The following is a 21,186-nucleotide window of genomic DNA, read 5'->3' on the forward strand; positions in this document are numbered from 1 at the left end:
TTGCCGCGCTTCGTGACCGCTTTGCTTATTCAGGTTTAGTCGAACAGGGCGTCGATATCGTCCTGCGAATTGGTCTTGCCCATATCTTCGGCGGGAATATCGAACAGAGCGTCGATATCGTCCTGGGAATTGCTTTCAGCGGCTTCCGGTGCGGCGGCCTGGGGCGCAGGTGCCGGAACTGGGGCCGGAGCGGGTGCCGGTTTTGGCGCCGGCGCGGGTTGCGGCTTCGGTTCGGGTGCCTTGGCGACAGGGGCAGGCGTTGGCGCCGGAGCGGGCTTGGGTGCCGGTGCCTTGGCAGCCAGGGCGTCGGCCTTAACAGGCGCTTCATCAAAGCCCGAATCAAACATGGCGTCGATAGCGTCCTGCTTTGTTTCCGGACCACCGATAGCCGGACCGTTAAGCAGCAGGTCGTGGCGGCGCTTTTCTTCCGCGGTCATTTCCTGCGGCGTCGAATCCTCGACCCCCAGGGTATTGGCCAGCTTGCCGACGCGCTCCTCGATCTGCTTCAAGACGTTCACCACCTTCGACACGCGCTGGCCGGTGATATCCTGGAACGAGCAGGCTTCAAAAATCTTCATGACCTCGTCATCGACCGCAGCCTTGTAGGCATTGGCGTCTCCGCCGAACTGGTCGATCGAGAAGCCCATCATGGCCTCAGCCGAATTCATGATGTTGTGGGTGGCGTTTTCGGTATCGCGGGTAATGGCTTCGAGTTCCGCGCCGGCGGTGGGGATACGTTCCTGCGAAATGTCGTGAGGACGCATTTCGCGGATTTCTTCCTTCGCCTTGGCAATATAGCCGGCGATGACGCTGAATTCTTCCGAGCGGCGCTTGTCCAGTTGCTGGAAGAAGCCGCGCATCAGGGCCACAAGCGCCTCGGATTGCTGCATCAGGTTGATGAGCTTGGGCTCAAGCTCGCCGACCATGGCGGGATCAAACCCTTCCGGTGCGTAACCTTCGTCTGATTTTGATGCTGGCAGGGCCATTGTAATCCTACTTTTTAGACGAGACGTGTCTTTGAGAGACGGTTTAGCACGCGCCAGGGCTTAGAAATCGCCGAGAACGGCGGTGATCTTTTGCTTGAGAGTCGCCGCGTTGAAAGGTTTAACAATGTAATTGTTAACGCCGGCTTTCTTGGCAGCAATAACGTTTTCCGTCTTGCTCTCGGCCGTGACCATGATGAATGGCGTACGCTTCAGGCCGTCATCGGCACGAACCTTGAGCAACAGTTCGTAGCCCGTCATCGGTTCCATGTTCCAGTCGGAGATGACCAGGCCATAAGAACTCTTCTTCATCTTGTCGAGCGCTTCGGTGCCATCCGAGGCCTCTTCAACATTCTCGAAACCAAGCTGCTTCAGCAGATTGGAAATAATACGCAGCATGGTCTTGTAATCATCAACTACCAAGACCGGCATGGACATATCGATGGCCATGTAACGCCCCACTTTTTCTAAGCGAGCCCTGCAATGTGCAGGCCCTTCCTTTGTACCTGACCAGAATAGTGATGAGACGATAAAATCCGGTTAAGAGCGTTTGCGAATTTTATTATTATATTTCAACGATATATCCTATATTAACCACGATTTATGGTGAAAATTACAGCGCGGATTTCATTTTTTGTCCCGCTTCGGCACGTTTTTTCTGGCTCAAACGCCGCCGGGCTCGCCGCGTAAGCGGCGACGGGCCTTGCCCTTGCCGGATATCTCCACAGCGATATCCGGAATTTTTCGGGGAAAAATGCCTTGGCAGCCGTATCGGCGTGAACTAGAGCAGGAACATGACCCAGGATACTTTCAGCGCCTACTATCTCGACGAACTGTCCATCGACCAGACCGCCTCGCGCGTCTTTACGGTTGATGACGCCGCCATCCGTGCTTTCGCCGATGTCTCGACCGACCATAACCCGGTCCATGTTGATGAGGATTTCGCCGCGAAATCGCCTTTCAAAGGCCGGATCGCCCACGGCATGTTGCTGGGCGCCTATATTTCCGCGACCCTGGCCACCGACCTGCCCGGCCGCGGATCGATCTACGTGTCGCAGACGCTCGACTTCAAGCGCGCCGTCCGTCCGGGCGACGAGGTAACGATCGAGGTGACGATCAAGGCGATAGACCTGAAATCCGGCCATGTGACACTGTCCACCCTTGCCAAGGTGCGCAACAAGACCATGTTAAGCGGAACCGCCGTGGTTATCGCCCCCAAAAGACCTGCCTGAATCAAGAGACCAGCATAGTCAAGTGACCGCCCTCCTGCCCCGCTCCATCAAGGTCATCACGCTTGGCGTGGATGCCGGCCACAGACTGCAGGCCGATGCGCCTCTGCCTGTCGGCGCCAGTGCGGCCATCGGCAGTTTCGACGGCGTGCATATCGGGCACCAGCATGTGATCGAATCGGCCATCGCGGCGGCAAAGGTCCAGGGTGTCCCATCGGCAGTCATCTGCTTCGATCCGCACCCGCAGAGCTTCTTCCATAAAGCCGGCAAGCCTTTCCGGCTGATGCATCTGTCACAGCAATTGCGCGCCTTTGAAGCTCTGGGCGTCGGCTATGCCTTTGTCCTCAGCTTCGACGCCAACCTGTCCTCCCTGACCGCAGAGGACTTCGCCCGCCTGATCCTGCGCGACTATCTCAAGCTTAGCCACGTCTCGGCCGGCTTCGATTTCCAGTTCGGCAAGCGCGGCGGCGGCCATGCCAAGGATCTGGTGGCATTTGGAGAACAGTTCGGCTTCACCACTGATATCCTGCCCTGCCAGACCGATACAGCCGGCCACAAACTGTCCTCCTCGGCGGTGCGCGAGGCCCTGCTGGCCGGTGATGCCAGACTAGCGGCGGAAATCCTCGGCCGCCCACAAGCCTATCTCGGCGAGGTCATTCATGGCGCCAAACAGGGCCGCACCATCGATTTCCCGACGCTTAACCTGACTTTGGGCGATTACCAGCGCCCGCGCTATGGCATCTATGTGACGCAAACCACCCTGCCCGATGGCCGCGTGATCAATGGCGTCAGCAATATCGGCGTCCGCCCCACGGTCGGCGGCAATATAGAACTGCTAGAAACTTATCTCTTCGATTTCAGCGAGGAGATTTACGGCCAGGTGGTCGAGACCGCCCTGCTCGACTTTATCCGCCCGGAAGCGAAGTTCGCCTCCTTCGATGAAATGAAGCTCGAAATCCAGAACGACGCCGCCAAGGCGCGGGTCTACTTCCAGAAAAAGTAAAGTGGTCCACAGATAAGCCAGATAAGCACAGATGGTCCATGATCATCATCGTCTTCGTGGGTGATGTGACGAACGTGAGGCGCGAAGCGCCATCTGTGCTTATCTGGCTTATCTGTGGATTCCTTTCTTAAATCCGCCTGATCGGCTGGCGCAGGATGGTCCGCAATTTCGCCGGTTCGGCCTTTCGCGGATCGCTGAGATAGATCTCATGATGCTTGCCGGTCTCCTTCAGCCCATTGGCCGGCAGCCACTCTTCATGCAGGCGTTTGAGCACCGGCCCTTCGTCATCATAGGGCCCGACATGCAGGATCTGGGCGCAAAGCCCTTCTTCCAGCCGTTCCAGCCGCACCTTTTCCAGTCCCGGCAGCCCCTTCTTCATCACCACCTCGCTGAGCGCGGCGCACAGGTGCCCCTTCTCGATCCAGTCCGGCTGAAGGATCATCATCGTCCATGACCATTTCGACTTCTCGCGCGTGACAAAGCTGTTCATGTCCCTGGCCCACCACAGACCTTCCAGCGGCCCGACCACATAGTCCCGGTCAAACGCCCGTTTGCTCATGAATTTCAAGGTATAGGAAAGCGAATAGAGCGCCTCGATCGCCTGGGCATATTCCGGCGCGGTATTCGGGTCGCCCTTGCCGTCGAACATGAGATATTGCAGAGGCGGCACCTCGACCAGGGTAAACTCTTTCGCTGACGCGCTATAAAGCGGCTTATATTCCACTTTCAGATCGATCTTGCTCAATTCGCAGCCTCCTGTTTCGCGCAATCTATCGCCTAGCCCTGCCAGAAACTGCCAGCAGGCTTTCACTGCATATTTTGACTCTGGCCGCATTTGCGTTAACCTCTATTAACGAACATCTGGTGGGGGTGTCAGAATGCGTGTCATCAAGCATGTCTTTTGCGGCCTGGCAGCCTTGTGTCTGTCCGCCATCGCTTCGGCCGCCAATGCCATGGGCGGCTATAATGACTGCGATTTCGCCGACCTTCACCGCTTTGAAACGCCCGGCCTGAATTTCACGGCCGGCAGGATCACGAAAGCCACGCCCTTCAAACCGGCCGCCCTGTTCGAGGCGGGCGCGCCGTGCGTCGGGCTTGAGGCCACGCTGTGCGCCGGACCGACCAATGACACCATCGCCCGCAACCAGCCGGTCATTATCGCCTTCACCCGCGCCGGCTCAGCCTGCATTGTCTTTCAACAGGGCGCCGATATCCGTTCCGGCTGGGTTGATTTGGCGCGTATCAATACAAAAAAAGCCAGGCCAACCACTTTCGCCAACTGGCAGGGCCTCTGGCACGCCGACGCGAACCACACGAAAACCGACATCACCGTCATGAGCGTGGCGGACTTTTCCGGCAAATATCAGGGCCAGCAGACCCATCCTGATCCGGAATCGATTTACGCGCTCCTCACCTACGATCCGGCTAAGCGCGACAGCCTGACGCCCCAGAGTGTCGGCCTGACTGGTTATGCGGCCTATACCTTCGATACAATCGGCGGCACGGACACGCACCTTGGTATGTTCACCGCCACCACCGACTTCAACGGCCCGGTCCTGCTCTATGATGAAGCCGCCGAGGATCGCCATGAGGACCGCGACACGGACTGCCTCGTCGTCATGCTCTATTTCGGCGATATGCTCGCCGTCACCGACCAGGGCCGTTGCGGCGGGGAGAGCGTGCGCTTCAACGGCACATTCCGACGCACCAAGGCGCAATTGCGCTAGGAAAATCCGGGGCGCTCTGATAAAGCCAGAACCATGATGATGTCGGGGCTTCGCACCATACGAATTTGACGCCCGGTACGCGGTTTATGAACCCGTGCCGGGAGGTTTTTGCGCCCTATTACAGACACCTTTTTATAAGACCTGAGAGTCATGTCCGATTCCACTACTACTGTGACCGCCCGCGATTACCGCGAGACCGTCTTCCTGCCTGAAACCGATTTCCCCATGCGCGCCGGCCTGCCGAAGGCCGAGCCGGAACTGCTGAAAAAGTGGGAAGAGGCCGACCTCTATCACGCTGTACGCAATGCCCGCCAAGCCGCCGGCGCCCCGCTGTTTGTGCTGCATGATGGCCCGCCATATGCCAACGGCAATATCCATATCGGTCACGCACTCAACAAGATCCTGAAGGATTTTGTTGTCCGCTCGAAGTTCCTGACTGGCCATGACGTCGATTACGTGCCGGGCTGGGATTGCCATGGCCTGCCGATCGAATGGAAGATCGAGGAAGAGTTCCGCGCCAAGGGCCGCAAGAAGGATGAGGTGCCCGCCGCCGAGTTCCGCAAGGCCTGCCGCGAATATGCCGCCAAGTGGATCGAGAGCCAGCGCGAGGAATTCAAGCGCCTGGGCGTACTTGGTGAGTGGGAGCATCGTTACGCCACCATGGATTTCAGCACAGAAGCCAAGGTGACCGCCGAATTCCACAAGTTCCTGATGTCCGGTCAGCTCTATCGCGGCTCCAAGCCGGTGATGTGGTCGCCGGTTGAGCGCACGGCCCTGGCCGATGCCGAGATCGAATACCACCCGCATGTCAGCCCGACCATCTGGGTCAAGTTCCCCATCCAGCCGGGTGACTGGGGCGACGCCTCGGAAGCCTATGAGCACCTGCATGGCGCCTCGGTCGTCATCTGGACCACCACACCGTGGACCATCCCGGCCAATCGCGCGGTCAGCTTCAACCCGAAGGTCGCTTACTTCGTTTATGAAGTGACGGATGTAAAATCCGAAGAAGACTTGGGTTTTGCCCCTTGGGTTAAGGTCGGCGACAAGCTCGTTCTGGCTGAAAAGCTGGCTGAGAGCGTACTGTTGGCGGCGAACGCAAAGTCATGGAAACAAGTCGTTGATGTGCCGGCCGAAGTGCTTTCCGGCCTTAGGCTGTCCCATCCCCTCGCCGCCCTCGATGCCGGCTATGGCTTCGATGTGCCGATGCTGGCCGGTGATCACGTCACCGACGATGCCGGTACGGGCTTTGTCCATACCGCGCCGGGCCACGGCGCCGACGACTATCTCGTCTGGCTGAAATCAGGCCGTTCGCTCGATTCGATCCCCGATACGGTCGATCCGGACGGCGCCTACTATCCGCATGTGCCGCTCTTCGCCGGCCTGAAAGTGCTGGAAACCGAAGGCAAGAAGGCCGGCAAGTTTGGCGACGCCAATCCGACGGTGATGAACAGGCTCATCGAGGCCGGCAACCTGCTGGCGCGCGGCCGGGTCGAGCACTCCTATCCACATTCCTGGCGCTCCAAGGCGCCGGTCATCTTCCGCAACACCCCCCAGTGGTTCATCCGAATGGATGGTGATGACAGCTTGCGGGATAAGGCCAGGGCCGCCATCGCCGACACCGCCTTTTATCCCGACCAAGGGCGCAACCGTATCGGCGGCATGGTCGAGACGCGCCCGGACTGGCTGATCAGCCGCCAGCGCAACTGGGGCACACCGCTGGCCATGTTCGTCGATAAGAAGACCGGTGAGCCGCTGAAGGATGAAGGCGTCAACGAACGCATCATCAAGTACATCACCGATGGCGGCGCCGACGCCTGGTTCACCCGCCCCGACGCCGACTTCCTTGGTAATGGCTACAATCCGGATGACTATGAGAAGGTCACCGACATCCTTGATGTCTGGTTCGATTCCGGCTGCACCCACGCCTTCACCCTGGAGGACCGCGCCGATACGCCCAATTCTCCCTCAAGATGGCCGGCCGATCTCTATCTCGAAGGCTCCGACCAGCACCGCGGCTGGTTCCAGTCCTCCCTGCTGGAAAGCTGTGGCACGCGCGGCCGAGCGCCATATAATGCCGTCCTGACCCACGGTTTCGTGCTCGACGAGAACGGCGAGAAGATGTCGAAGTCCAAGGGCAATACCACCGCCCCGCAGGACGTCGCTAAGGAATCCGGCGTCGAAATCCTGCGCCTGTGGGTGGCCTTCGCCGACTATTCCGAAGACCTGCGCATCGGCAAGCAGATCATCCAGACCACGGTCGACTGCTATCGCAAGCTGCGCAACACAATCCGCTACCTGCTGGGCGCCATCCATGGCTTCACAGAGGCCGAAGCGGTAGACTATGCCGACATGCCGTCGCTGGAACGCTACATCCTCAACGAGGTCTATACGCTCGATGCCAAGGTACGCGCCGCCTATGAGGTCTATGACTTCGCCGAAGTGGTCCGCCCCGTTACGGAATTTTGCATCCAGACGCTTTCGGCGCTTTATTTCGATATCCGCAAGGACAGCCTCTATTGCGACGCCCCCTCGTCGCTCAAGCGCCGCGCCTGCCGCACGGTGATGAACATCCTGTTCGAGCGTCTGACCCTGTGGCTGGCGCCGATTCTCACCTTCACCTGCGAAGAAGCCTGGACATCTCGCGGCAACGCACAGGCCAACCTGTTCCGCGTCCTCGAAGACGTTCCGGCCGAGTGGCACAACCTGGCCGAACACGACCGCTGGCAGAAGATCGAGACCGTGCTCTCGGTCGTCACCGCCGCCCTGGAAGAAAAGCGCCGCGACAAGGTGATCGGCTCGGCCCTCGAAGCCGCGCCGGTGGTCCATATCGCTGATGGCGCCACCTGGGAAGCCATGCAGGGAATCGACGCCGCCGAGGTCTTCCGTACCTCGCAGGCCACATTAAGCCTCGATCCGGCGCCGGCCGATTCTTTCAAGCTGGAAGGATTGGCCATGATCGCCGTCGTCTTTGCCCGCGCGGAAGGCCGCAAATGTGCCCGTTCCTGGCGCATCCTGCCGGAGGTCGGCAGCGATCCGCGCTACCCTGACCTTAGCTTGCGCGATGCCGAAGCCGTCGCAGCCTACGATCAAACCCATGCTGGATAAGCCCTTTATGGACAAGCTGCGCGCGCACTTCACCCCGCTCTATACCTCGCTTGGCCTCAAGGGCCTGGGGCTGGCGGTCATCGTCCTGATCCTTGACCAGCTCACCAAGCTGGGCGTGCTCTATGGATTAAATCTTCAGGCCATCGGCGATCAGGTCAATATTTTGCCCTTCTTTTCGCTCACCATGGTCCATAATCAAGGCATCAGCTTCGGCCTCCTGACCTCGGGCGGCCTTGGCCGATGGCTGTTGGTGCTGTTCCAGTTCGGCATGGGCCTGGCCCTTATGGACTATGTGCGGACGCAGACGAACGCGTGGCTGACCGTCAGCCTCGGCCTGATCATCGGCGGCGCCATCGGCAACGGCATAGACCGGTTCCGGCTGGGCTATGTCGTCGATTTTCTCGACTTTTCGGGCACGCATGTGTTCCCGTGGGTCTTCAATGTCGCCGACAGCGGCATCTGTATCGGGGTGGCCCTGCTGGTCTGGTACTTTATCCGCGCCGACCTGACGGCCAAACACAAGGATGCGGCTTAACGCTTGGCAGCGTCCGATAAAACAAGTATCACTTCCCCACGGTTCGGCGTGGTTAAAACACCGGATGGGGACATTGGAGCAAATGATGAAGTCGGTTAAGATTGCGGCAGGTCTGTTGATCGTGGCGGGTGTCGCCCTTTCGGGGTGCCAGTCCACCAAGAACGCCCTGGGCCTGAACAAGGTCGTGCCCGATGAATTCCGCGTGGTCACCAAGGCGCCGCTCGTCGTGCCGCCCGATTACGCCCTGCGTCCGCCCGCCCCCGGCGAGCCGCGCCCGCAGGAACTGCAACCGGAAAGCGCCGCTCGCCAGGCCCTGCTCGGCCAGCGTGACGCCGTCAACCGCAGCGCTGGCGAACAGGCTCTGGTGGCCCGCATGGGCGGCAACAAGGCCGACCCGCTGGCCCGCTATGTGGTTGACGATGAGTTCGGCGACCTGACCTACAAGGAACCCTCCTTCGCTGACAAGGTGATGTTCTGGAAGAAGCCCGCCGAGGCCTCTGAAGCCGCGACCGCCGCCAATGCCAATGCCGCTGCCGGCAATACGCCCGTACCGGTCGATGCCGCCGCGGAACAGGCGCGCCTCAAGGCTCTGGTGGGGGATAATCCTATCATCATCACCCAGAAGCCGAACCCCAAGTTCAAGCTGCCGGGTCTCTAGGCTTCGAGCTTTCAAGGTTACCGATAATTTACTTGAGCAATCAGATGAAAAGGCGTTCCTTCGGAGCGCCTTTTTTCTTTGGCCAAACATAATCTGGAGGTTCCCATGGTATCGCAGCGTATTCTCTGTCTGGCTATGGCGCTTTCGCTGAGCGGACTGGCCCAGACAACCTACGCGGCAGACACAGCCGCTGCCCCCGCCGAATGCGCCGCTAATGCATCGCTCGATACCCGCGTCGAGGCCGTTCTGGCCAAGGCTGATCGTCCCGAAGGCCAGCGCGCCAATGACGCCAATCGCCTGGGCGAAACGCGGTTCGTGCTGGATCACATAAAGCCCGGCGATCACGTCCTCGATATGGGCGCCGGTGGCGGCTACGCCTCTTATCTGCTGTCGGCGGCGGTCTGCACCGGCAGCGTCGATTCGCAAAACCCGCCGAAATGGGTGGATGCCTTCAAAATGGAACCGGCGCGACAGGCGCTGGTTACCGCACGGCCGAACGTGCATCTGGTGACCTCGGACTTCGGCAAGGTCCCCCTGCCCGCTGCGCCCTATGATGCCATCTTCATCGGCACCATCTATCACGATACCTATAATGAAGACGGCCATGACGCCGTGGCCATGGACAAGGCCCTGCTGGCGGCACTGAAACCCGGCGGTCTGGTTATCCTGACCGACCATCGGACGGCGGATGGCGTGGCGGCAACGGCGACCAATACCCTGCACCGGATCGACAAGGCGCAGGTGCTGGCAGACTTCAAGGCGGCGGGTTTCGAGCTGGTCGAGGATAGTTCGGTATTAGCCAATCCGGCGGACGATCATTCGAAGAACGTGTTCGATCCATCCATCCGTGGCCATACCGACCGCATGGCCCTGGTCTTCCGTCGGCCGTTACAATAGGCAGGCAAAACCTTAACACCAGAAGACACCCGCGCCGACTCCGGCTATAAAGGCTGGATGTCGAATATTCAGCGCTTGCCACAGGATACCATTAACAGAATCGCCGCCGGTGAGGTGGTCGAACGTCCCGCCTCGGCGGTCAAGGAACTGGTGGAAAACGCCATCGACGCCGGTGCGACCCAGATCGATATCCGCGCCGATCTCGGCGGGCTGTCGCGCATCCTGATCGAGGACAATGGCTCCGGCATGGGGGCGGATGACCTGCAACTGGCCATTGAACGCCATGCCACCTCCAAGTTGAAGCCCCAGGCCGACGGCACCTGGGATCTGCTGCATATCAAGACCCTCGGTTTCCGCGGCGAGGCCCTGCCCTCAATGGGCTCCGTGGCAAGGCTCGACATCACGTCCCGCCTCAAGGATGGCGCGCCGCTCAATATCCGCATCGATGGCGGCGTCATCGCCCCCGTAAGGCCAGCGGCCTTTGGCGGCGAGCATGGCACCCGCATCGAACTGACCGACCTGTTCTACGCAACGCCCGCCCGGCTGAAATTCATGAAGTCCGAACGCGCGGAAAACATGGCCATCGCCGAAGAGGTCAAGCGCCAGGCCATGGCGCATGAAAACGTCGCTTTTTCGCTTGAACTGGACGGCAAGAAGCAACTGAAGCTTTATGCCGAACCGGCCGGCTTCGAGGGCCGTCTGAAGCGCCTCGCCGCCCTGCTGGGCAATGATTTTTCCGATAACGCCCTGCTGATCGACCAGGGCCGCGAAGGCGTGCATCTCACAGGCTATGCGGGCCTGCCCACCTTCTCGCGCGGCAATGCGGCGCACCAGTATCTTTTCGTCAATAACCGCCCGGTGCGAGATAAGCTGCTGGCCGGCGCTTTGCGCGCGGCTTACGCCGACTTCCTTGCGCGAGACCGCCATCCCCTGGCCGCGCTGTTTGTCGAGATCGATCCGCAGGAACTCGACGTCAACGTCCATCCGGCCAAGACCGAAGTCCGTTTCCGCGACCCGAACCTGGTGCGCGGCCTGATTATCGGTGCCCTCAAACACGCCCTGGCCTCCGCCGGTCATCGCGCTGCCACCACCGTGGCGCACCAGACAATCAGCGCCTTCCAGCCTCAGGTGGTGCAACCGCTGCTCGGCCTGAACCGGCCTTATAATCCGGTCTCGCCGGCGCAGATTGCCGCCGTCCGCCCCTACATGTCGCCCTATCTGCCGGAGGCCACGCCCTTTTCACCGACAGCGCGCGTGGAGGCTGAAGGCTTTTATCATGATACGCCCGGTGTGGCCGAAGCCTATGCGCCAGACATCGTGGAATTGCCAACCGAGGTCCAGGCCCCCACTCAAACCGAAGCCTTTCCGCTTGGTGCGGCGCGGGCACAACTGCATGAAACCTATATCATCGCCCAGACCGCCGATGGACTGGTCATTGTCGACCAGCACGCCGCCCACGAACGCCTGGTCTATGAACAGATGAAGGTGGCAATGGCGACCGGCCATGTGCAGAGCCAGAGCCTTCTGATCCCGGAAATCGTCGATCTCGAACGCGAGGAAGTTAGCCGGTTGATGGCGCGCCAGGCCGACCTGCAATCGATGGGCCTAAGTATCGAAGCGTTTGGGCCCACCAGTGTCCTGGTGCGCGATATCCCCACACTTTTGGGCGATTGCGATATTGCCGGGCTGGTGCGCGATCTGGTCGATGACCTGACCGAACACGGCGAGTTGCTGGCGCTGAAAGAGCGCATGGCGGAGATTTGCGGCGATCACGCCTGCCGGCACAGCATCCGCTCCGGCCGCCGCCTGACGGGTGAGGAAATGAACGCCCTGCTGCGCCAGATGGAAGCCACGCCTCATTCCGGCCAGTGCAATCATGGCCGTCCCACCTATGTCGAACTAAAGCTCAAGGATATCGAAAAGTTGTTCGGGCGGCGATAAAATGAAGTCCTAAAACGACCACCGGGGCGCCGCGATCCTGTCGCGCGCCCCGCAATGCCCCCGCCCTTTGACTCTGTGGGCGAATATCCAATAAAAAAGCCTGCAATCAGCAGATTGCAGACCCCAATAAACTCAGTGCGTCAGGTTCAGAATGATAAGACCAAGGCCCATGACCACGCCCCACACCTGAACGCTCAGACCAGCCACCAGAAACAGTTTCAGCCCATCGGAGCGGCGCTTCGTGGCGCGCGGACTTACGGCTTGTGCAGTTTGAATATCCATCACCTTGACCCCTAATTTAGTAATAGTCTGCTCAGGCTGTCAGCAATTTTTGTGCCTCGTTTTTTGGGCCAGTTTGCTGTTCATGCCTTGTTAAGGACATATTGGGGATAAGAGTTAAGAACCGTCAATAGATAATTTTTAACCCTGCGTTAAATATACCACTTACCCGCTCTTTATGGATTTTTTATTTAATTAAATCCGCACCTTACGAATTAAAAATTTTTTGTTTCAGGAATAAAACCTGCGCCGCGCCATAGGTTTTGAAGTTGATTTTTTGCCACACATCTGTGACAAAATCATCCTCATCCGCTGCCCGCTCAAAGACGATTATGGCATTTTCAGACAACCAGTTACCGCTGACAAGGGCATCCAAAGCCTTTTCACCCAAGCCTTTGCGATAGGGCGGATCGAGAAAAACGAGATTGAAAGCTTCCGCCTGGGAGCCGGGACGCGCCCCCAGCTGGGTCGCATCCCGCCTGTGGACGCGGGTTGTGCCAAAAAGACCGAAGGTTTCGACATTGTCCCGAATTGCGCCACGCGCCGCCTCGTCCGTTTCGACGAACAGGCAGAACCCCGCGCCGCGCGACATCGCCTCGAAGCCCAGCGCGCCGGAGCCAGCGAACACGTCCATGACGCGGGCGCCTTCCAGGTTCGGCGCCCAGTCGGCATGGGCCAGGATGTTGAAAATGGCCTCACGGGCGCGGTCAGAGGTCGGACGGGTGTTCTGCCCGTTCGGCGTCACCAGCGCACGGCCCTTGAATTTACCTCCGACGATCCGCACCGCCCCAGCCCTTAGCCGTCACGGCGCGGCTTGAAGCCAGGTTTTCCACCGGAAGGACGGCCGCCAGGCTTGCCGCCGGGTCTACCATCACGGGGCGCGCCTTTGAAGCCGCCGGCAGATGGACGATCGCCATAAGACTTGCGTTCACCACCTTCACGCGGGGCATAGTCGCGCTTGGGGCCACGGCCTTCGCCATCACGCGCGGCGTAGGGTTTCTTGAAGGCCGGGCGCTCTCCCCTTTCGGCGCCTTCCGCACGGGCCGGACGGTCACCGTAGTCGCGCTTCGGACGGTCATTATAGCTGCGTTCGCCACCGGTATTGTCACGCGCGGCATAGGGCTTCTTGAAAGCCGGACGGCCTTCTCGTTCAGGGCGTTCGCTGCGTTCCGGACGTGGGGTCCACTTCTTTTCACCACGCTCTTCACGGTTCTGGCCACCGAACTCACGCTTGGCGCGTTCGTAGGCACCGGCTTCACCGGCGGGAATGCCATCGCCATCGCGTTTGGCGTAGGGCTTCTTGAACGGGCGATCGCCTTGCGGACCTACGTTCCGAGGACGATCACCGAAATCACGCTTCGGACGGTCGCTATAGCTCCGCTCACCGCCGGCATTGTCTCGCGCCGCATAGGACTTCTTGAACGCTGGACGATCGCCTTGGGGCCGATCGCCGAAGTCGCGTTTCGGGCGGTCTCCGTAAGGTTTGCGTTCAGCCCCTTCAGCGCGCGGGGTCCAGGTCTTTTCACCGTAAGGCTTACGATCGCCATAGTCACGACGCGGGGCTGGTTCGGGGCGGCGATCGCGGGCCTCGCCATCGCCTTCAAAGCGCGGGCGTTCATCGAAATCGCGATCTTTGTAATCGCGTTTTTCAAACTCAGTGCGCGGCTTCCAGTCTTTCGGCTTGTCACCGAATTTCTTGTCTCCGAACTTTTTCGCCCCAAATGCCGGCTTGTCCGTCTTGAAGCGATCGCCGCCACCACGGCGGCCGACGGGCGCGCCCGTGCTTTCACGGGGGGACGATATACTGCGTGTCTGCGAGGCCCCTTCCAGCGGAAGGTTCTTCAACTGAACAACGTCCGCCAGCATCTCGCGGATCACGCGCGGGCCGATTTCTTCCACCTCGCCCGGCTCCAGATTGCCGAGCAAGAAAGGCCCGTAGGCCAGGCGGATCAGGCGGTTGACCTTCAGGCCGATCGATTCCAGCACCTTACGGACTTCGCGGTTCTTGCCTTCGGTGATCGAGACCGTGACCCAGCAGTTGGCACGGCCATCGGCCTTTTCCGCCACCTTGTCGAGCGTGGCCTCCATCGGGCCGTAGATCACACCGTCAACCGTGGTGCCGTCTTTAAGGGCATCGAGACGCGCCTGGGTGGTATGACCAAGCGCGCGGGCGCGATAGCGGCGCACCCAGCCCGCGGACGGCAGCTCCAGCGCGCGCGCCAGTTCGCCGTCATTGGTCAGCAGCAGCAGCCCTTCGGAATTGAGATCAAGACGGCCCACCTTCAGCACCCGCGGCAGGTCTGCCGGTAGCTTGTCGAAAACTGTCGGCCGGCCGGAGGGGTCACGTTCGGTGGTCACCAGGCCGACGGGCTTGTGATAGCGCCACAGGCGGGTGGGTTCGGCCTTGCCGACCACCTGGCCGTCAACGGTGATGACGTCGGTCGCCTTGACCAGGACCGCCGGGGTTTCAAGGATGCGGCCATTGACGGCGATCTTGCCCAGGCCGATAAGACGCTCGATTTCGCGGCGCGAGGCCAGGCCGGCGCGGGCCAGCACCTTGGCGATACGCTCGCCAGCGGCGATCTTGTCGTCTTTTTTTGGGGCCTTCTTCGGACGCTCAGGCTTCTTGCCGGCGGCTTCGCGGGCGTCACGCATTTCCTGCGGCATATAGCGGTGACCGTCGGCGATCTCCTGCAATTCCTTCGCGGCCTGGATCTCCTGCGGTGTCAGTTCGCGCGGGGTTTCAGGTCCGAATTGTTCATCGTTACGCTCTCCAGCGTTACTGTCTTGGGTCACGGTATATCTCTCTAAATGTAATTGACGCCATTTCGCTTGACGTCTCAGTGCAGGCCCGTCTTTAAATCCTCTATGGAAGACGATATCGACTTGATGCGTATAGCGCTGGAAAAAGCGCGTGAAGCGGCCTTGTCCGGCGAGGTGCCGATAGGCGCTCTAATCTTCGATCCGTCAAGTAAAACTGTTGTAACAAGTGCTGGAAATGCGCCGATTTCGTTACATGACGCCACAGCGCACGCCGAAATCCGCGCCCTGAGGGCCGCAGGCGAGGCCCTCGGCAATTACCGCCTGACCGATCTCTGGCTTTATGTGACGCTGGAACCCTGCGCCATGTGCGCCGGCGCCATCAGCCATGCCCGCATCGGCCGGGTCATCTATGGCGCCCCCGATCCCAAGGGTGGCGCCGTTGAGCATGGACCGAAATTCTTCGCGCAGCCGACCTGCCACTGGAAACCCGATGTTACCACGGGCATATTGGCCGATGACAGTTCGGAAATGCTGAAATCCTTCTTCAAGACCAGACGCAAGGGAACACAAAATGGCGGGTAATGGTTTCAATCTCGGCCCTCTCCAGCCTTTTTGGGATGAAGTGGTCCGCGACGCCGGTATTGTCTGGGCGAAACTGGGCGAACATCCGGATATGATGGCCAATATCGGCTGGGCCGCGGCCATCTTTGCCATCACCCTGATGCTGTCAGGCATGGCGTCGGATGCCGTCAAGCGCGCCTCGCGCCGGTTGGTTCACAAGGATGGCGACCGGACCCTGCTGGAATTCTTTTCGCAGGTTGTGCGCTGGATCGTCCTGGCGGTCGGCCTGGTGGCGGTGCTCAATCGCCTCGGTGTCCAGACGGCTTCCTTGCTCACCGTCCTGGGCGCGGCCTCCCTGGCCATCGGTCTGGCCCTGCAGGGCACGCTCGGCAACGTGGCCGCCGGCCTGATGATCCTGTTCAACAAGCCCTACCGCATCGGCGACACGGTCCATATCGGCGAGGTCAAGGGCACGGTCCATCGCCTGGGCCTGTTCGCCACGGAAATTAATAATGCCGATAATATCCGCGTCTTCGTTCCCAATACCAAGGTCTTCAGCAACGAAATCTACAATGTCACCACCAATTCGGCGCTGAAAATCGAAGTATTGGTCGATGTCGCCTACCATACCGACCTGAATCAGGCGCTGGATATCCTGCGCGATGTCGCCCTGAAGCAGCCGGAACGTCTCAGTACACATGATCCGGTTATCGGCTTCACACAGTTCGCGGCCAGCGGGATTACCGCCCGCGTCTTCCTGTGGGTCATGCCGGCACACGGCATCAGCGCCCGCACAAGCCTGATGATTGATATAAAGAAAGCTTTCGATGCGGCGGGAATCGAAATCCCCTTCCCGCACCAAGTTGAGATCAGCAAGGCTTAAAACTTGTAACGCAAACCCAGTTCAACGACAGGGTAGGTCTTGAAGTCCCTGATGTCGTCTTCCAGACTCTGGCGTTCGGTCTCCAGCGCCGTCTGCACTTCCGGCATGTCGGCATAAATGCTATCAGATGTCAGGGTCACGCGCGGACGCCCCTGGAAATAGGCGCCGGCTTCGAGATTGATTTCGACTGCGCCTACAGGCCAGCGTGCGCCGATACCGAGATATGGCACGGCATCGTCAAATTTGGCACGTCCATTCAAGGTGCCGACCTGAGCCTCGGTCAGGGGTACACCGCCGACCGTCACCGTGCCGTTGGCGCGGCCGGTTGCCACGACCTTGTTGTCATTCTTGTATACGCCGGCGGTTACATAAAGCGGCCCTGTCTCGCTGAAACGGTAGTCGAGTTGCGCGCCGTAGGAGGCCAGTTTCAGATCCCCGTCATAGCGGATATCGTCGCTGGTGTCGTCGTAACCGAAGCTGGCGCCATTGGCGATGGCGCGGAGAGTGAAATGCGGGCTCAGTTTCACGCCAAACTCGGCGCCATATCCCAGTGTACCGGCACGAAGCCCGACAAAATCAGGCTCGACCGCCTGCGCGCTGACGGGGGCAAGGGCAATGGCACCCAGAAGAGCGGTGGCGATAAACAGGTGACGCATGATGTGGCTTCCCAAATTCGTAGATTCACGGACAGCATAGAAATACCGCTGCCGGTTCACAAAGTGATTTGAGAGGCTGAAATATTAGATAGCGGTAAAAGAAGCCTGAATGGCTGGCCGTCTAGCTCAATCCCTTACGGCCAATATCGTAGAAGCGCTGGGCGCGCTGCTCGACCAATTGATCCGGCGACAGGAAACTCATCGCCTGCAATTCCTTTTCCAGCACATTACCGAGAGTCTCGATCATGACTTCCGGATCGGAATGGGCACCGCCGGCCGGTTCCTCGACGATACGGTCGACAATGCCCATCTTGAGCAGGTCCGGCGCGGTGATCTTCATCTGATCGGCGGCATCCTTGGCACGCGAACCGTCATGCCACAGGATCGAGGCTGCACCTTCAGGCGAGATCACAGAATAGATGGAATGTTCGAGAATCAGCACGCGGTTGGCAGCAGCGAGTGCAATGGCCCCGCCGGAACCGCCCTCGCCTGTTACCGTGGCGATAACCGGCACGCGCAGGGTCAGGCCCTTTTCGGTCGAGCGGGCGATAGCCTCGGCCTGGCCGCGTTCTTCGGCGCCGATGCCCGGATAAGCCCCGGCGGTATCCACAAATGTGAGAACCGGCAGACCGAACTGCTCGGCCATTTCCATCAGGCGCACCGCCTTGCGGTAGCCTTCCGGACGGGCCATACCGAAATTGTGCTTCAGGCGCGTGGCGGTGTCATGGCCCTTTTCATGGCCCATGACCACCACAGACTGACCGCGGAACCGGCCGAGGCCACCGACGATGGCCTGATCATCGCCGAACTTGCGGTCACCGCGCAGCTCGACGAAATCTTCAATCAGGCCACTGATATAATCGACCAGATGCGGGCGTTCCGGATGGCGGGCGACCAGGGTCTTTTGCCAGGGATCGAGACGGGAATAGGTCTCGCGGCGCAGGACTTCAGTACGCTGGCGCAGGGCATCCAGTTCGACATCAAGATTGGCGCCTCCGCTTTGCGACAGGGCGGAAAGCTCCTCGATCTTGGCTTCCAGGTCCGCGATCGGACGTTCGAATTCGAGATAATGTCGCATCAGGTCGCTCTTGATTGCCCCAAATGTACGCGCGTAGCGTTAAAAACCAATACGAATAAGGGCACTACCCTTAGAGGAGAGGCCGTTTAACAGCAAGTCGTCATCCGTTAAAGGGGATTTTTCAAGGGGCACGGCCCCTTGCCCCATTCGTCGCAAAGCTTTTTAACACCACAAAACCTTATCCAGTCCGCTTTTTAGCCAGCGGATGATGGCTTTCGACCACCTCCCGCAGGCGTTCGCCCGCGACATGGGTATAGATCTGCGTGGTGGAGATATCGGCATGGCCCAGCAGGGTCTGCACAGTGCGCAGATCCGCCCCGCCCTCCAGCAGGTGAGTCGCAAAGGCGTGACGCAGAACGTGCGGCGACACGCGCGCCGGATCGATGCCGGCATTGAACGCCGCTTCATCCAGCAATTGCCCGACACGCCGGCGCGTGAGGTGACCATCAACGCCGCGAGACGCAAACAGATAGGGATTGTTCTTGTCACCCGCTGGCAAAAAGGCCGGGCGAATCTCCAGATATTCCCGGATGGCGGCGCGGGCGGAAGGATTGAGCGGCACCAGCCGTTCGACGCCGCCCTTGCCCTTGATGATCAGATAGGCGGGATCGCGTTGGACGGCATCGAGCTTGAGGCCGACCAGTTCGGAAATGCGCATACCGGACGCATAGGCCATCTCGATCAGGCACTCCAGCCGCACGGCCTGATGTGGGTTCTTCTCCGCGCAGGCCGCAATCAGCGAGTCGACCTCGGCGCGCGAAAGGATTTTGGGCAGGGTCAGGCCCTTTTTCGCGGCAGCGATCTTGCGACTGGGATCGGCGCCGGTCAGATTTTCCGCCACACAGAAGCGGTAGAACTGGCGGATCGCCGACCGCTTGCGCTGGGTGGTGGCCGCCGACAGGCCGCGTTCGCTTAAAGTGGTGAAATAACGCGCCAGGTCGGATTCCGCCAAACTAAGCAGACCGGAAGCGGTAACCTGCAATGTGTCAACCAGATCCGCCAGGTCGCGCCCGTAAGCCTCAAGCGTCAGCTTCGCGGCATTGCGTTCCACGGCCATCATTTGCAGAAACTGTTTTACGGGATCGAATCTGGAACTCATAAGGTTAAGTCTGGCAAAGTCCCCCTAATATCGTGTAAAGCAGGCAAATGACCGCCGAGCCTGAGCCTTCCGCTGCTGAACCCCCAATACCTGGGTCTCCAGTGCGCCCCGTCTTCACCCTGCCGAAAACCGTTGCGCTTGTCGGCCTGATGGGCGTTGGCAAGACCACCATCGGCCGTCGCCTGGCCGATCATTTCGGCCTGCCCTTTGTCGATGCCGACGAGGAGATCGAAAAGGCGGCCGGGATGACGATCGCCGATATCTTCGCCAACTACGGCGAAAAAGGCTTCCGTGATGGCGAACAGCGTGTCATCGCTCGCCTGCTGGAAGGGGGGCCGCGTATCCTGGCCACCGGCGGCGGCGCCCTGACGCACCCCCTCACCCGTGAAAACCTCAAGGCCAAGGCGATTACCCTCTGGCTGAAAACCGATATCAAGGTACTGGCCAAGCGCGTGGCCAACCGTCCTCACCGCCCCCTGCTCAAAGACCGGAACCCGATCGAAGTGCTCAAAGAACACGTCAAGACCCGCTATCCCCTGTATGAAATCGCCGACATCACCGTCGACACCGGCGACCAGTCGCACGTCAAGGCGCTCGATCAGGTGGTGGCGGCCCTGCACGCCCATATCATGGGTGCAAAATGAGCAATATCAGGCGCATTCCGGTATCCGGCGAAGGCTTCAAAGCCTACGAGGTCATTGTTGGACAGGGTCTTCTGAACGAGGCTGAAAAATGGGTTGGTCCTTTCCTGACCAATTCACGCGTGGTCATGGTGACGGATTCCAATGTCGGCCCGCTGCACGCCGACCTCATCCTGGCCCAGTTCGAGGTCGCCGGCCGCAGGACGCACAAGATCGTGGTGCCCGCCGGCGAGGAAAGCAAATCCTATGACGGCCTGAAATTCGTCCTCGACGCCCTGCTCGATTGCGGCCTGGACCGCAAGGACGTGGTGATCGCCCTTGGCGGCGGCGTCATCGGCGACCTGACCGGCTTTGCCTGCGCCGTCTACATGCGCGGCATCGACTTCATCCAGATCCCGACCACCGTCCTGGCTCAGGTCGATTCCTCGGTCGGCGGCAAGACGGCTATCGATCACGAAAAAGGCAAGAACCTGATCGGCGCCTTCTGGCAGCCGCGCCTGGTGCTGTGCGATCTTGATATCCTGAAGACCCTGCCGGCGCGTGAAATCCGCTGCGGTTATGCCGAAATCATCAAGTACGGCCTGCTGGGCGACAAGACCTTCTTCGAATGGCTGGAGGCCAATGACGACAAGGTGCTGGCACTGGAGCCCGCAGCCATCCTGTACGCCGTTGCCCGCTCTGTCGAAATGAAGGCCGAAATCGTCGCCGCCGATGAACGCGAAGGCGGTCAGCGGGCCCTGCTCAATCTCGGCCACACCTTCGGCCATGCGCTGGAGGCCGAGGTCGGATTTGGTGATATGCTGCTGCATGGTGAGGCCGTCGCTATCGGCATGGCCCAGGCTTTCCGCTACAGCGCCCTCAATGGCGAATGCACGGAAGAAGAGTCGGATCGCGCCGTGGCAGCTATCGCCCACGCCGGCCTGCCGACACGCATGTCGGATATCAGGAATGCCCCCTTTGATGCCGACCGCCTGATCACCCACATGGGCCACGACAAGAAGGCGGAAGGCGGCACCCTCACCTTCGTGCTGGTCAATGGTATCGGACGGGCCTTTGTCGCCAAAAAGGTATCCGCCGAATTGATCGCCGAATTCCTCATATTGGATGGCGCCGTTTCATCCACCACAGCGCCGGCCTAAAGGTCAAAA

Annotated in this window: 21 protein-coding genes; 12 read left to right on the forward strand and 9 right to left on the reverse strand. The window is 60.0% G+C overall.

What is annotated here, in order from left to right; genetic code table 11:
- Nucleotides 1-35: 35 nt before the first annotated feature.
- On the reverse strand, nt 36-986 hold the full coding sequence (locus BLO49_RS03960; RefSeq protein ID WP_090644443.1) for a protein phosphatase CheZ: 951 nt from the start codon (nt 984-986) through the stop codon (nt 36-38).
- A gap of 60 nt (nt 987-1,046) precedes the next feature.
- Entirely contained in the window at nt 1,047-1,433 is a 387-nt protein-coding gene (locus tag BLO49_RS03965; protein WP_090644445.1) for a response regulator, read from the reverse strand.
- Nucleotides 1,434-1,777: 344 nt separating this feature from the next.
- On the opposite strand from BLO49_RS03965, the gene BLO49_RS03970 reads away from it, so the two are divergent.
- Entirely contained in the window at nt 1,778-2,215 is a 438-nt protein-coding gene (locus BLO49_RS03970; RefSeq protein ID WP_090644448.1) for a MaoC family dehydratase, read from the forward strand.
- A gap of 22 nt (nt 2,216-2,237) precedes the next feature.
- Entirely contained in the window at nt 2,238-3,215 is a 978-nt protein-coding gene (gene ribF, locus BLO49_RS03975) for a riboflavin biosynthesis protein RibF (protein ID WP_090644450.1), read from the forward strand.
- 127 nt (nt 3,216-3,342) lie between these two features.
- Here the strand turns inward: ribF and BLO49_RS03980 are convergent, their stop codons facing one another.
- The gene (locus BLO49_RS03980; RefSeq protein ID WP_090644453.1) at nt 3,343-3,960 is read right to left on the reverse strand and encodes a GyrI-like domain-containing protein; all 618 of its coding nucleotides are present in this window, start codon (nt 3,958-3,960) and stop codon (nt 3,343-3,345) included.
- Nucleotides 3,961-4,093: 133 nt separating this feature from the next.
- On the opposite strand from BLO49_RS03980, the gene BLO49_RS03985 reads away from it, so the two are divergent.
- The 6 genes from BLO49_RS03985 to mutL all read left to right on the forward strand — a co-directional run bounded on the left by BLO49_RS03985 (nt 4,094) and on the right by mutL (nt 12,078).
- Nucleotides 4,094-4,942: a hypothetical protein gene (locus BLO49_RS03985; protein ID WP_090644456.1), complete on the forward strand. Its 849-nt coding sequence runs from the start codon at nt 4,094-4,096 to the stop codon at nt 4,940-4,942.
- Between the two features lie 150 nt (nt 4,943-5,092).
- Nucleotides 5,093-8,047 (forward strand): isoleucine--tRNA ligase, encoded by a 2,955-nt coding sequence (ileS, locus tag BLO49_RS03990; RefSeq protein ID WP_090644458.1) that lies wholly within the window; start codon nt 5,093-5,095, stop codon nt 8,045-8,047.
- Nucleotides 8,048-8,054: 7 nt separating this feature from the next.
- Nucleotides 8,055-8,582 carry a signal peptidase II gene (lspA, locus tag BLO49_RS03995; RefSeq protein WP_245678847.1) on the forward strand — a complete coding sequence of 176 codons (528 nt, stop codon included), beginning with the start codon at nt 8,055-8,057 and terminating at the stop codon, nt 8,580-8,582.
- A gap of 85 nt (nt 8,583-8,667) precedes the next feature.
- Nucleotides 8,668-9,240: a DUF3035 domain-containing protein gene (locus BLO49_RS04000; RefSeq protein ID WP_090646091.1), complete on the forward strand. Its 573-nt coding sequence runs from the start codon at nt 8,668-8,670 to the stop codon at nt 9,238-9,240.
- 105 nt (nt 9,241-9,345) lie between these two features.
- Complete coding sequence (locus BLO49_RS04005) at nt 9,346-10,137, forward strand: methyltransferase (protein ID WP_245678848.1); 792 nt, start codon at nt 9,346-9,348, stop codon at nt 10,135-10,137.
- Nucleotides 10,138-10,194: 57 nt separating this feature from the next.
- Nucleotides 10,195-12,078 (forward strand): DNA mismatch repair endonuclease MutL, encoded by a 1,884-nt coding sequence (gene mutL, locus BLO49_RS04010; protein WP_090644464.1) that lies wholly within the window; start codon nt 10,195-10,197, stop codon nt 12,076-12,078.
- 132 nt (nt 12,079-12,210) lie between these two features.
- On the opposite strand, the gene BLO49_RS18360 is transcribed toward mutL, so the two are convergent.
- The 3 genes from BLO49_RS18360 to BLO49_RS18565 all read right to left on the reverse strand — a co-directional run bounded on the left by BLO49_RS18360 (nt 12,211) and on the right by BLO49_RS18565 (nt 15,153).
- Nucleotides 12,211-12,360, reverse strand: coding sequence for a hypothetical protein (locus tag BLO49_RS18360; RefSeq protein ID WP_170828196.1), 150 nt, complete (start codon nt 12,358-12,360; stop codon nt 12,211-12,213).
- Nucleotides 12,361-12,565: 205 nt separating this feature from the next.
- Nucleotides 12,566-13,141, reverse strand: coding sequence for a 16S rRNA (guanine(966)-N(2))-methyltransferase RsmD (rsmD, locus tag BLO49_RS04015; RefSeq protein WP_090644467.1), 576 nt, complete (start codon nt 13,139-13,141; stop codon nt 12,566-12,568).
- An 11-nt stretch (nt 13,142-13,152) separates the two neighbouring features.
- Entirely contained in the window at nt 13,153-15,153 is a 2,001-nt protein-coding gene (locus BLO49_RS18565) for a pseudouridine synthase (RefSeq protein WP_245678849.1), read from the reverse strand.
- 72 nt (nt 15,154-15,225) lie between these two features.
- Between BLO49_RS18565 and BLO49_RS04025 the strand changes: the two genes are divergently transcribed.
- Nucleotides 15,226-15,702, forward strand: a complete 477-nt coding sequence (locus BLO49_RS04025; RefSeq protein ID WP_090644469.1) for a nucleoside deaminase — start codon at nt 15,226-15,228, stop codon at nt 15,700-15,702.
- The gene (locus tag BLO49_RS04030; RefSeq protein WP_090644472.1) at nt 15,692-16,564 is read left to right on the forward strand and encodes a mechanosensitive ion channel family protein; all 873 of its coding nucleotides are present in this window, start codon (nt 15,692-15,694) and stop codon (nt 16,562-16,564) included. Before BLO49_RS04025 ends, BLO49_RS04030 begins: the two co-directional genes overlap by 11 nt.
- On the opposite strand, the gene BLO49_RS04035 is transcribed toward BLO49_RS04030, so the two are convergent.
- From BLO49_RS04035 to BLO49_RS04045, 3 genes are all read right to left on the reverse strand, one after another.
- Nucleotides 16,561-17,220: a hypothetical protein gene (locus BLO49_RS04035; protein ID WP_090644475.1), complete on the reverse strand. Its 660-nt coding sequence runs from the start codon at nt 17,218-17,220 to the stop codon at nt 16,561-16,563. The two genes, BLO49_RS04030 and BLO49_RS04035, sit on opposite strands and share 4 nt — an antisense overlap.
- Before the next feature lie 121 nt (nt 17,221-17,341).
- Nucleotides 17,342-18,301, reverse strand: a complete 960-nt coding sequence (locus tag BLO49_RS04040; protein ID WP_090644478.1) for an acetyl-CoA carboxylase carboxyltransferase subunit alpha — start codon at nt 18,299-18,301, stop codon at nt 17,342-17,344.
- 175 nt (nt 18,302-18,476) lie between these two features.
- The gene (locus BLO49_RS04045) at nt 18,477-19,397 is read right to left on the reverse strand and encodes a site-specific tyrosine recombinase XerD (RefSeq protein WP_090644480.1); all 921 of its coding nucleotides are present in this window, start codon (nt 19,395-19,397) and stop codon (nt 18,477-18,479) included.
- 47 nt (nt 19,398-19,444) lie between these two features.
- On the opposite strand from BLO49_RS04045, the gene BLO49_RS04050 reads away from it, so the two are divergent.
- Both BLO49_RS04050 and aroB read left to right on the forward strand, forming a co-directional pair.
- Nucleotides 19,445-20,041 carry a shikimate kinase gene (locus BLO49_RS04050; protein ID WP_090644483.1) on the forward strand — a complete coding sequence of 199 codons (597 nt, stop codon included), beginning with the start codon at nt 19,445-19,447 and terminating at the stop codon, nt 20,039-20,041.
- The gene (gene aroB / locus BLO49_RS04055) at nt 20,038-21,177 is read left to right on the forward strand and encodes a 3-dehydroquinate synthase (RefSeq protein ID WP_090644485.1); all 1,140 of its coding nucleotides are present in this window, start codon (nt 20,038-20,040) and stop codon (nt 21,175-21,177) included. The genes BLO49_RS04050 and aroB overlap by 4 nt, the downstream gene beginning before the upstream one ends.
- Nucleotides 21,178-21,186: the final 9 nt, after the last annotated feature.

Source organism: Asticcacaulis taihuensis (assembly GCF_900100255.1).
Classification (GTDB): domain Bacteria; phylum Pseudomonadota; class Alphaproteobacteria; order Caulobacterales; family Caulobacteraceae; genus Asticcacaulis; species Asticcacaulis taihuensis.